Origin of the sequence: Corynebacterium sp. HMSC076D02 (assembly GCF_001813815.1) — a bacterium.
Taxonomy (GTDB): Bacteria; Actinomycetota; Actinomycetes; order Mycobacteriales; family Mycobacteriaceae; genus Corynebacterium; species Corynebacterium simulans.
Genome location: NZ_KV814044.1, coordinates 93,457 through 105,026 on the forward strand (window position 1 = coordinate 93,457; position 11,570 = coordinate 105,026).

Consider the following 11,570-nt stretch of genomic DNA (forward strand, 5'->3'; position numbering starts at 1 on the left):
AACTATAACAGTACGAGCGTTCTGTTTCACCTTTTGGGAAGGTTCCGCGCGTCACATAGGCGATCCTGATGATGGCAGCGTTACTTTATGAATCGAAGCTGCTTGCTCACAGGCGCCCATGGGCTGCTATTTATAGGGTGGGTTACGGCAAGGCAGCATTAGCAACCGAAGTAGAGGAGGGGAGCAATGAGTGCGGAAAGCGCTGAGTCTCCGGCGATCGATATCGCTGACCTCGCCGCGCAGCTACGCGCGGATGGCTCCGCCTTTACTAATACGGACCTGGCCAACGATCAATCCGTCCAGGACTCCATTTCTGCGGCGTTGCATGCCGGCCATGGCGTTGCTGTTGTGGATGACTACACCGCCACTGCGGCAGAAAGCCGCAACCTTGCCGTCGATCTTCAAAATGCCACGGGATTAGACACCGTCATCGTTCAAGTGCCTTCGCATGTCTCTGCCGTGAGTGGCTCGCTGTCGCGTGCGGAACTCGAAGCAGTGCAACGCAAGATTCCTAGGGGCATCGATCAGGTTGAGCTCCTTGAACGCTTTTACGACGGCATAGATCGGTTTGACGTCCATTCGGTGATTCTCACCGCCTTTATGATGGTGCTCGCGCTCGCCGTTGCTTGGATAGCTTTCAGGTCTGCATCAAGGCGTGAAACGCGTTCCGAGAAAATGGGCTAGGCCCAACGGTGGGACGATTGTCCGCCGAACCTCGGTTCAACCGAAGCTCGAAGATTTCTCTCGTTTTCAGCGTTTCGGAAACTATGAGACTTAGATTTGTTCGAAAAACTATCCCCAGAACCTGAGTGAACCGTCGGGGTCACCGGGTGCCGAATGAGGGGAACCGTGCGGTTGCAATCAACCCGAAAGTTGGCCATCAAATTTACCGATCTGGCTACACCTGAGTCATCGATCTCGCGCGGATCTGGACCTCAATCCGTTGGGAATTTGCCTCCCATTTAACGCTGGGCGAGGCGATCGTTTTGCGCCCTTTAGTTAAAGCGGAAACCAATCCATGCCCATCTGGTGGCTATGGGATTGTGGACATCTGGGCGCCGGCGGATGTCGAAATTGGTCTGGCGAGTGTCAAATTCCAAGAGTGGGGTAGGGGATCTAGTCAACCACCCTGACTTGACAAGCGGTGGGGGAGGGGCTGCTAAAGGGGGTTTGCGTGGAGATTTCACTAGTAGTGTGATGAAACACACAATCACGGGAAGGTAACAAAATTATTGCAGGTTGGCTGCCTTTGTAACGTCATGTGGCGCGACTTGACTGGAGTGAATTTTGAGGAAAGTGTGCGCGACGGTGTGTCGGTGACGTATGGTTCAAATATCGACTCACGGGTTGATTCTTGTTCCATACGTTCATGGGCCAAGCCTTGACTCTCAATCGAGATGACACACGGGTATGTGGGGAAGCACGCCACGAGTGGAAATCGCGGGATTGAGGTTCGCCGCCTGGCTCACGATGAGCAGATGGGATGAGGCCTAGTTGTTTGAAGCCCTGACGCATAACGCTTTAAGGCGCGAGCCTTTAACTTTATTGCGTGTCGGAGGCAGCGGCGTCGTAAAGCAGCGCTGGCTTATTTCGAACACACCTGGCACCCCAAGAACGATTCGTCGAAGCCGATTCCAGTGTTCGAATTTTTTAAGAATTGACACACCCACATTCCGATTGGGGACAAGCAAGCCGGTTGGTCTTGTCGTCGCCTCACCGGGTGCCGGTGCAGCTTCAGCCTTCTGGGGCGAGAAGTTTCTGCGGGTTCTCGGTAAGGGGATGGCAATGTGATCGGCATAGCGAGTTACTCGTAGGGCTAGCTTCGTGCGGCCCGTTCAAGGTTCGTGGATTTTGCTTTCCGCCCTCCCGACCGCGCGCAAGCGCAACGGAATTGCGGCGACGGCAGGCCACGGATTTTAGAGCGGTTCATACGGGGTTAAGACGCGAGTTCAACACAGCATTGCTTCTCCCGCGCCTGTGAACGGCGCATAAACGTCACGCATTTTCACCGTAGGCACAACCTGCCTAAAGGTTGTACTGCCAGGGCGGTGTACGCATCGAATGCGTATATCTGCACCTACTCCAAGGCTGCCTGGTGCCGGGTAACGTGCCCCTAACTTATGCCATTGTGCGATTAGGTAAAAGAGTTCAAAGGGGTGCGCTAGTTAAGACATGCGCTTTTAAGCTGGCTTAAGTTAAGTCCCGGGCATTCCTATATCTAAATCAACAGTGTAAACCCGCTAGCTTTCTGCCAGCCAGCTCGCTGACAGGCGCATCTGTATCTTGTGCCGAGGTGGATGCTCGAAGGCTACCTCGCCGGTCGCAGGCGAGGGCTCTCATAGCTTCTATCGGGTTTGGCTGGGCTGATTGTGGCTGATTGTGTAGGGATGAGCTTTTGCATGACGTGAAACAATTCGGCGAAGCGTGGGTGTCTAGGAGATACTTCTCGTGGCCACCATTTTTAAGTACGGCTCTCGGCGTCTGAAGACGCTGCTAGCCACCGTCGCAACCACCGCGACGCTATCTACCGTTTCCACCCTTGCTCCGGTTGCCGCCCACGCGGAAGAACCGGTCAAAATCCAGTCCTTGCTTTCCTCGAAAGATGCATCTGTCGCTGACCTTGCTGGCGCCATTGCCACCATTGAAGAGCAGATTGCGAAGCTCGAAGGCGAAATTGGAATGCGACGTGAGGCAGTAAACCGTGCCTTGGTCGACCTCCAGGACGCGCGTACGGAAGCCGCTCAGGCCCGCCGTGGTACCACCGCGGCGCGTGATGAACTCGATTCTGCACAGTCGGAAGTCGAAAAGGCTCAGAAGAGGCTCAATGAGCTTTCGCGTACCGCTTACCGCCGTGCCAATACTTCTAACGCCGTCTCCACGGCTGCGGGAAATGACGCGCGCGGCGAGATGCTGGAGCGCCAGACCTATCTGCATACGCAAACCAAGGATCAGCAGGCGGTCTTGGATCGGTTGGAGCGAGAGCGCACTGAGAAGGCGAACAAGGAATCGCAGCTTCGCAAGACCCAGGAGTTGGCACAGCTGCGCGAGGAAAAAGCTACCGAGGCTGAGGCCCAAGCGCGTCAAACCCTGGAAGAAAGCCAGTCGAACGTGGCCGAGTTTTCCTCCGAGCGCGAGAGCTTGCTAAAGCAGCGCTCCCAGGTGCAAAATGCGCTAAATCAAGCCAAAGAGCTAGATTCCAACGAGTCTAAGACTGGAGAGTCTGGCTCAAACGTCCAGTCAAATAACTTGACCAAGAGGAAGGCTCAGACCGATAGCGCGGCTACTTCGCAGGCGCCGGCAGCAGGCTCCCAGGAGTCCGCGGCGGCAAGCAATGCTGCGGGCGCAACGCAGTCGACGTCGGAAAGCGCTTCTGCGAATGCTAATGCCAACGGTGGCGAAGCGGCGCTTGCTCCTGACGCTTCCGCGGCGGAGTCATCTACATCAGCTACCGAGTCTGATTCGATGATGCAGGGCGGCGAGCCGGATTCCGTAACCCGGGACTTCCGTGCGGATAGGTCTGGCTCGCAGCTTAGCGCGAGCGACGTCCAGAAGGCAGCGGAGGCGGCCCAGGAGCTGTCTTCGGATCCGAACGTGCAAAAGCTTTCCTCCGAAGGTTTCAGCATGCACGGTTCTTCCGTCGACTCCTCGACGCTGGCGCTCGCGGGCACGGCAATCGGTGCGGCTGCCGCGATTGTTGGCGCGGCCCAGCCAAATCATACGGGCTTGACCCAGGAGGAGCTGGACTCGCTGGCGCAAGGTTCTTCGCAGCTAGCAGCTCTCCAGGGCGGCACCACCAGCAACACCGACGACGATGAATTGACCGGTGAGGTCTCTGACGTCCTGGGCGAGTTGGACACCACGGATGATGTCACGGAAAAAGCAACGAGTGCGCTTGGCGATGCCGACCGCAACGCGAAGATTGAAGCGGTCATCGCCCGCGCAAAGTCCCAGATCGGCATGCCCTATGCCTGGGGCGGTGGCAACGCGAACGGCCCCACCAAGGGTATCCGCGACGGCGGCGTGGCTGACTCCTACGGCGACTACAACAAGGTCGGCTTCGACTGCTCTGGCCTTACGATGTACGCCTTTGCCGGTGTCGGCATCTCCTTGCCGCACTACACCGGCTACCAGTACCAGAAGGGTACTCAGGTCCCAGCTAGCGAGATGCAGCGCGGCGATCTTATCTTCTACGGGCCCGGCGCAAGCCAGCACGTAGCTATCTATCTTGGCGACGGCACCATGATTGAGGCCCCTCAGTCTGGATCTAACGTTCAGATTTCTCCTGTGCGTTGGTCCGGAATGACGCCTAATGTCGTGCGCCTCCTCTAAGCCCCAACCTTTGGTTGGTAAAGTTGCGGTATGACTGACGCACAACAGCTTGCCTGCAACTACGACGCCCTCCTCGTTCTTTCTTTCGGTGGCCCGGAAGGAAACGAGGAGGTCGTTCCGTTTCTAGAGAACGTTACCCGCGGGCGCGGCATTCCACGTGAGCGCCTTGAGGTAGTGGGCGAGCACTATTTTCATTTCGGCGGCGTAAGCCCGCTCAACAAGCTCAACCGCGAAATCATCGATCACGTCGAGCAGGAGCTGAAAAAACGCGGACATAATCTACCTGTCTACTTCGGTAACCGTAATTGGCACCCATTCGGCACCGAAACAGTGGAGCAGATGGCTGCTGACGGCGTCCGTAACGTTGCAGTTCTCGCAACCTCTGCGTGGGGCGGTTATTCTGCCTGCCGCCAGTACGACGAGGATATTCGCCAGCTGCGCGAGCACCTCGCGGAAAAAGGCCTGCCAGAGATTGAGTTCACCAAGATCCGTCAGTTCTACGATCACCCGAAGTACATCGCAGAGATGACACAGGCGGTAAAGGACGCCTACGCCAAGATCCCCGAGGGCAAGCAGGCACGCATGCTCTTTACTGCGCACTCCGTACCTACCGCGCACGATAACGTCGGTGGCGGCGAAGGCGATAAAAATATCTACTCCCGCCAGGTCGCCGAAGCCTCCCGTCTCGTGGCAGAAGCCGCAGGTGTAGCTGACTATGACTTGGTCTGGCAGTCGCGCTCCGGCAACCCAAAGACCCCATGGCTCGAGCCCGACATCGTCGATCATACCACCGAACTCCATGACAAGGATGGCGTTGAGGCGGTCGTCGTTTGTCCGATCGGCTTCATTTCCGACCATATGGAGGTTGTATGGGACCTCGATACGGAGCTTAAGAAAGTGGCCGATGAGATGGGCGTGCTCGTTGAACGTACCCGTACCGCTGGCCCGACCGATTCTTTTGCATCGATGATCGTGGATCTTATTGAGGAGCTTGAGCAGGATAAGCAGTGGGAGAGCCTTGGCAACGTCACCGTTCAGGGTTGTACTACTAACGGCGCTCCCTGTGCTGAGGGCTGCTGCGATATTTGGTCTCTGCGTAAATAATGGCGCTTAGCGGCTGAAATCCGAAAGCGCGTGTGCAACGCCCGCCATACGCGCTTGACGGATATGCCGCCACAGACCTAAAAGGTGATGATCGAAGCTGTGATCGTTCATTCTTTCCGTCACGGTTTCGATAATCGCGCCCACGCGGTCTGCACGGGCGAAAAGCTTCGCGGCCCGCGGTGATACTGATCGTGGAAGTCCCGGAGTGTCATAAAAATCGCTGAGACTGCCCACGGTTAGCCGTGGATTATGCAAAGCATCCGATTTGTAGCCCGCAGCTTCGATGAGTAGTGCGGCTTGGTTGGTTGCCTTGCTGAGCAGCTCGTCAGCCTCGCCGGGGCTCAGCCACGCAGGCGCAGGCAAGGGCAGTTCCTCCTCGAACACGTGCCAAGTGGTGCTGGAGTTTCCATAGTGGGGCACGAGCACTAAGTGGCGGTTGTGATCATTGGTGCGCACAACGATTGCGCCCGCATCGCTTGCGGCCGCCGCCTTCCATGACTTCGAGCCTGCCGGCAATAACGGGGACTCGCCCGGCCCGGAAAGGACAAGACGCAGCACGGGCTCGCGCTCGCCGTTTTGCACAATCTCGGAAGTTTCTGCCCGCAGGTAAGCTAGCAAATCCACAAAGGGTGCTTCATCCTCCATCACCTGCAAGCCGCCGAGCTCCTGCATCGCATCCAAGAGATCGTCCGTGGACTCGTGTCCCCACAGCCAGGCGCCCAGCCAGACTGCGGTGTTTTGTAAAGGAGACCAAACCTCGGCGCGCATATCCATGACGGCAAAGTTTAGTAGATAGACTTTTGGCCCATGAGTATCGATCCATACGGCGGCGACATCTTTGCAGGCCATAAGCGCGCACAGAAGAAGGAGTACCCAAAAGTTCCAGCAGAACCTGGAATGGTTGTTGAGGTACGTGGCGACGACTTTGTCGGCGCAGTGATGGGCGTGGACAAGACCGTGTTTGGTCAAGTAGTCCGCCTCGAGGATCGGTACGGAAACGAGCGTGTTTTCAACTTGGTGGAAGGCGGCTTCCTGTTGGAGGGGCAGCCGGTTACCCTGACGCGCTACGTCGAAAAGCAGGCCCCGCAAAAGTCCAACTCCGGTTCGCGGCGGGTGGCCAATGTTGAGGCAAAGGTTGCGGCACCCTCGCGCATCTGGGTTGAGGGCATTCACGACGCCGCGATTGTGGAGAAGGTCTGGGGCCATGATCTGCGCGTTGAGGGCGTGGTCGTGGAATACCTGGAGGGTCTAGACAACTTGGAAGAACGTCTCGCTGAGTTCCAGCCTGGCCCCGGCAGGCGCGTCGGCGTTCTGGCAGACCATCTAGTCGAAGGTTCTAAGGAAACCCGCCTTACCCAGAGTGTGGGCGAGCACGTGCTGGTAACGGGCCATCCTTTTATCGATATTTGGGCGGCAGTAAAGCCCGAGCGTCTGGGTCTTCGCGAATGGCCGGAGGTGCCATACGGTGAGGATTGGAAGACGGGCATCGCTAAGCGGGTGGGTTGGTCTGACCCGAAGGAAGGCTGGAGCCGAGTTTATACCGCCGTCAATACGTTCCGGGATCTAGATCCGACGCTGATTGGGGCAGTGGAAAGGCTGGTCGATTTCGTGACTACGCCCGAGCTTTCGAAAGCTGACCTCGGATATTAAAGGGTATCGGCGCGTTCAATGATGTTGACCGCCAGCTGCCAACCCGCCATCTCGGCGGCCCAACCAGCGGCCTGTAGACGCTGCGACATTGCCTGCTTGGAGATACCGAGTTCCTCGGCTGCCTCATTCTGATTTAGGCCAGCGCGCACTAGCGAGGTTGCCTCGCGGCCCTCAATCGTGCGCTTGTGGAGCACGAATCCAAGCAAGGCAAAGGTGGCGGCAATATCGTTTGCTTCCGAAGCGCGCCCTCGCTTGCTGATCTTGGCGTATACCTGGCCCGCGCGCGCCGAGCCTTTCAGCGCGGCAGTGGCCACCTGGCGGGCAGCGTCTTCGTCGCCGCTTGCTCCGGGGGATACGCCGATGCCGATGGCCCAGTCGCCGTCGGCAAGCAGCGCCATGACAACGTCACACACGGAGGACGCAGAGTGCGCCACCGCGCAAATGTCCTCGACACCCAGGACGTGGAACTCACCGACTCCGTCGAGCGTGGAAAGGGCGGTGGCGGATCGCTGCACCAGTTCCGCGCGGCGTACCGAGCGGCCGCGATAACGTGCGTGTACAGCGAGCATTGTTCCTCCTAGGGTCGAAGAATATTCAAAGCGAAGTGCTAATCAGCATAGCGCCCATAAAGTCTATAGGTGAAACTTGACTCGCTGCCCTTTGGCTTTCATAGCATTTGAGGGTTTACCTAGGGGCGCATCGGCAACTTGGCGTCGAGAACCAAGCCTGCGACGCCTATGGCGGCGAGAAAGGCAATGGCGACGAAGATCCAAGGCTCCGATTGGCCGGTCAGGGTATCACCGAAGAATACGCCGATTGCGGTGGTAGGAATGGAGCCCACAAGTGTGGCCGCGGTGAATTGGCCGACTGGGATAGGGGTGAGCGCGGCGACATAATTGAGGAGGGAAAAAGGCACGCCTGCCACCATTCGCAAGCTTGCGATGGCAAGCCACCCGCGCCTTTCTAACCTCGTGTTGATTTTGAAGACCGCAGGGTGGGTTAGGTGCGGGCGAATCCAGTCGCCGAGGAGAAGGCGAACGATGAAAAGCGAAAGCACTGCAGATACGGTCAATGCCGCAAGAGAGATGCTAAGACCGAGCCAAGGGCCGAATAGGATACCTGCAGCCACGGTCCAAAAGGTACGGGGCAGCGGAAATTGCGTAAATATGACATAACCTAGGAAGAAGGCGATAATGAACCAGGTGCCCATATTCTCGGCCCAGGAGCGCAGGGCGGTGATGTCAGGGACATCGACAAGCACTGCGACAACGCCTAGGCAAATGGCAGCAGTGAGGACGACCAACCATCGCGTGGCTGACCAACCTTGCACGGCGGCGACTGCAGAGGCACAGACGTCTTTTACGAAGCCGCCCAAGCTACGCAGCCATCCAAGAAGTCGAGTCATGGATAAGACAGTAGTGGGCCAAACTTTGGATGTGGAATCGCGGTGGCTGAATGTATGCTGTGTCGATCGCGACAATTTGCCGTGAAAGGCCATGTCGAGCTGTACTTAGTGGCAAGACAGGGGAGATACTTGAATGCAATCACCTGCGCCTCCTTTTTGGTTGAGGCGCTTTAAGAATGTTTTGGAGTATCGAGTGGACGCAATTTCTAACCTTTTGTCCTACATGGACGCTGCGACCCTATTGGAATCATTTGGGCCATGGGTAATCGCCGGCATTGCCGTCGTTGTATTCATTGAGTCGGGCGTTTTGTTCCCGTTCCTGCCGGGTGACTCGCTGCTGGTTACAGCGGCGATCTTGCGCGACCAGCTGCACGTGAATATCTGGACGCTTCTCGGCGTGGGGATCGTGGCTGCAGTGCTGGGCGATCAAGTTGGTTACTACCTGGGCTATCGCTTCGGCCGCCGCCTATTCAAAGATGATGCACGCATCTTGAAGACTGAGCACCTCGTCGCGGCAGAAGAATTCTTTGCCAAGCATGGCCCGGTTGCGCTTGTGCTCGGCCGCTTCGTACCGATTGTTCGTACCTACATCCCGGTTGCCGCTGGTACAGCGAAGATGCCTTATAAGAACTTCGTGAGGTGGAACGTCTCTGGCGCCATCGCGTGGGTGGTGTCGATGAATCTGGTGGGCGTCTTCCTGGGCAATATTCCGGGAATCGCGGACTCGATTGAGAAGATCATGTTGCTCATCATCTTCCTTTCGGTACTGCCTATCATCATCAAGTACTTCATCGAACGCCGTAAAGCGAAAAAGCTTAAGGGGTCCGAGGCTGAGCCGGAGGCTGTCGTCTAGGCGGCTGCCTTGGCAGCGGCCGCGCTTCCGAGGCAAGCGAGAGTTGTGCGCCTTGTTTTAACATTTGGATAATTGCCCTCATCTTAGCTCGAGGCAGGGAGGGCAATAGATGCTACGGAAAAAGTCTCGCGACATCGATAGGAACGATGTCGCGAGACTTCACATTTGTGCCCGAGGGGGGACTTGAACCCCCACGTCCGTTAATAGGACACTAGCACCTCAAGCTAGCGCGTCTGCCATTCCGCCACCCGGGCTGGGTGTTTTCAGCCTCTCGGCTGGGCACTCGAATACTGTAGCGCGAAACGCGTAGATTAAACAAATCAGCAGGTAGTAGTAGAAAATGGCTTAGTTTTGAGGCCTTTAAAGCGCGTAAAAGTACATCGTTGTAAGTTGGCAGTTGCGCCTGCGGTATGTCGTGGGGGCTGCCAATTGAGATGCCAGACTCATCGACAGCATAGTGTGGCCTCAGGTACAACTGAAATATGACTTCATATGCACAAGATTCCCGTTTCCCCGGCCACGATCCGTATGCGCCGTTAAAGGATCTGCCGAGCTTCGAGCTGACCTCCGCAGACATTGTAGAGGGCGAGGAGATCGCTGAGCGTTTCCGCGCCCCCTCTGATGTCTCTCCACAGCTGAAGTGGAGCGGCGCGCCTGAAGGCACGAAATCCTATGCGGTTACCTGCTTCGACCCAGACGCGCCTACGGCATCGGGTTTCTGGCACTGGGCGGCCTTTAACATCCCAGCCACCGTTACAGAACTTCCAACCGGTGCAGGTTCGGCTGAGGACCTAGGCATCGAAGGCGTGGTTAGCTTGCGCGGGGATTCCGGCAAGAAGACCTACTACGGCCCGAATCCGCCCGCAGAGCATGCCCCGCACCGTTACCTCTACGTAGTGCATGCGGTAGATGTGGAAAAGCTCGACATCGCCCCAGAATCCACGCCGACTGTCCTAGGCTTTAATCTTCATTTCCACGCCCTGGGGCGTGCGATCACTTGGGGTTGGTACGAGACCACCTAAGGCTCGTTAAAGACGTGTTAAAACGCCCGTCCCACCACCTTGTAGGTTGAGGTGGTGGGACGGGCGTTTCGTGGTTTTGTCTTGGCAGCTTTCTACTTCCAAGGAAGGCCGGATCCTACAGCCTCAGAGATGTTGCGAAGGCCGTGAGCACGAATTTGCTCGGCGATGCCGCGGTGAATATCGCGAATCCAGTCCGGGCCGCCGTAAATCAGGCCCGTGTAGCCCTGCAGGAGGCTGGCTCCTGCAGCAATGCGCTCCCACGCCTGCTCCGGGGTTTCGATGCCACCAACGGAGATGAGCACGAGCTTGTCACCCACCCGCGCGTGGAGGCGGTGGAGGACCTCCAAGGAGCGCGCCGCAACCGGTGCGCCCGAAATTCCACCGGCGCCCATTGCAGCAACCTCGTCGGCGGGGGTCTTGAGTCGCTCACGTGAAATAGTGGTGTTGGTGGCCACGATGCCCGCAAGGCCCAGCTCGACCGCCATATCGGCAACGGCGTCAACGTCCTCGTCAGAGAGATCTGGAGCGATCTTGACCAGGACTGGAGAGCTGGTGGATTCCTGCACAGCGGCCATGATCGGACGCAGGGACTCAACGGCTTGGAGGTCACGCAAGCCCGGGGTGTTTGGCGAGGAGACGTTAACTACGAGGTAGTCAGCCAGGTCGCCCAAAACCGAAGCTGACTGGCGGTAGTCCTGGACCGCTTCTTCGGCAGGGGTGACTTTAGTCTTGCCAATGTTGATACCGATGACGTCGGAAGTCCGACGTGCCCGCAGGTTGCGGGCTGCAGCGGCTGCGCCCTCGTTGTTAAAGCCCATGCGGTTTAAGATTGCGCGATCCGCCTTCAAGCGGAAAAGGCGTGGGGCAGGGTTTCCCGGTTGCGCCTTTGCGGTGACGGTGCCCAGTTCCGCATAGCCAAAGCCAACAGCAGACCAAGTATCGGCGGCTGCGGCATTCTTATCAAAACCAGCTGCAAGTCCCAGCGGGCGCGGGAATTTTACACCGAATACCTCTTGCTCCAGTACTGAATCATTGACTGGCACCACCTTGTGTAGGCCGCGGTGCAGCAGGGGCGCTTTCTGCAAGCCGGATAAAGCGCCCATCATAATGAGGTGAATGCGCTCGGGCGCGAGCTTAAACATGCCTTTGAGCGCTAATTGATAGGCGACTTTGCGCAGTGCGTCGACGCGAGTTTCTTGCATGGTTT

General features: G+C 57.4%; 10 protein-coding genes and 1 tRNA gene. 6 read left to right on the plus strand and 5 right to left on the minus strand.

The window, feature by feature from the left end:
- Positions 1-186 precede the first annotated feature (186 nt).
- The 3 genes from HMPREF2935_RS05035 (at position 187) to HMPREF2935_RS05045 (ending at position 5,433) form a co-directional block, all read left to right on the plus strand.
- Positions 187-684, plus strand: coding sequence for an Rv1476 family membrane protein (locus HMPREF2935_RS05035; protein ID WP_070732232.1), 498 nt, complete (start codon positions 187-189; stop codon positions 682-684).
- Positions 685-2,448: 1,764 nt separating this feature from the next.
- Complete coding sequence (locus tag HMPREF2935_RS05040) at positions 2,449-4,329, plus strand: DIP1281 family NlpC/P60 protein (protein ID WP_070732234.1); 1,881 nt, start codon at positions 2,449-2,451, stop codon at positions 4,327-4,329.
- A gap of 30 nt (positions 4,330-4,359) precedes the next feature.
- Complete coding sequence (locus HMPREF2935_RS05045; RefSeq protein ID WP_070732236.1) at positions 4,360-5,433, plus strand: ferrochelatase; 1,074 nt, start codon at positions 4,360-4,362, stop codon at positions 5,431-5,433.
- 6 nt (positions 5,434-5,439) lie between these two features.
- Here HMPREF2935_RS05045 and HMPREF2935_RS05050 read toward each other — a convergent pair whose 3' ends face one another.
- Positions 5,440-6,207: a hypothetical protein gene (locus HMPREF2935_RS05050; protein ID WP_062040837.1), complete on the minus strand. Its 768-nt coding sequence runs from the start codon at positions 6,205-6,207 to the stop codon at positions 5,440-5,442.
- A gap of 33 nt (positions 6,208-6,240) precedes the next feature.
- On the opposite strand from HMPREF2935_RS05050, the gene HMPREF2935_RS05055 reads away from it, so the two are divergent.
- Positions 6,241-7,083 (plus strand): DUF3097 domain-containing protein, encoded by an 843-nt coding sequence (locus HMPREF2935_RS05055; protein WP_062040833.1) that lies wholly within the window; start codon positions 6,241-6,243, stop codon positions 7,081-7,083.
- Here the strand turns inward: HMPREF2935_RS05055 and HMPREF2935_RS05060 are convergent.
- Positions 7,080-7,652 carry a hypothetical protein gene (locus HMPREF2935_RS05060; RefSeq protein WP_062035052.1) on the minus strand — a complete coding sequence of 191 codons (573 nt, stop codon included), beginning with the start codon at positions 7,650-7,652 and terminating at the stop codon, positions 7,080-7,082. The genes HMPREF2935_RS05055 and HMPREF2935_RS05060 overlap by 4 nt on opposite strands.
- A gap of 119 nt (positions 7,653-7,771) precedes the next feature.
- On the minus strand, positions 7,772-8,488 hold the full coding sequence (locus HMPREF2935_RS05065; protein ID WP_070732238.1) for a TVP38/TMEM64 family protein: 717 nt from the start codon (positions 8,486-8,488) through the stop codon (positions 7,772-7,774).
- A 223-nt stretch (positions 8,489-8,711) separates the two neighbouring features.
- On the opposite strand from HMPREF2935_RS05065, the gene HMPREF2935_RS05070 reads away from it, so the two are divergent.
- Positions 8,712-9,341 carry a DedA family protein gene (locus HMPREF2935_RS05070; RefSeq protein WP_070455652.1) on the plus strand — a complete coding sequence of 210 codons (630 nt, stop codon included), beginning with the start codon at positions 8,712-8,714 and terminating at the stop codon, positions 9,339-9,341.
- Positions 9,342-9,509: 168 nt separating this feature from the next.
- Here the strand turns inward: HMPREF2935_RS05070 and HMPREF2935_RS05075 are convergent.
- Positions 9,510-9,595: transfer RNA gene (locus HMPREF2935_RS05075), tRNA-Leu, on the minus strand.
- Positions 9,596-9,823: 228 nt separating this feature from the next.
- Here HMPREF2935_RS05075 and HMPREF2935_RS05080 point away from each other — a divergent pair.
- Positions 9,824-10,363 (plus strand): YbhB/YbcL family Raf kinase inhibitor-like protein, encoded by a 540-nt coding sequence (locus HMPREF2935_RS05080; RefSeq protein WP_062035048.1) that lies wholly within the window; start codon positions 9,824-9,826, stop codon positions 10,361-10,363.
- 92 nt (positions 10,364-10,455) lie between these two features.
- Here HMPREF2935_RS05080 and HMPREF2935_RS05085 read toward each other — a convergent pair whose 3' ends face one another.
- Positions 10,456-11,565, minus strand: coding sequence for a quinone-dependent dihydroorotate dehydrogenase (locus tag HMPREF2935_RS05085; RefSeq protein ID WP_070732240.1), 1,110 nt, complete (start codon positions 11,563-11,565; stop codon positions 10,456-10,458).
- Between the last annotated feature and the right edge of the window lie 5 nt (positions 11,566-11,570).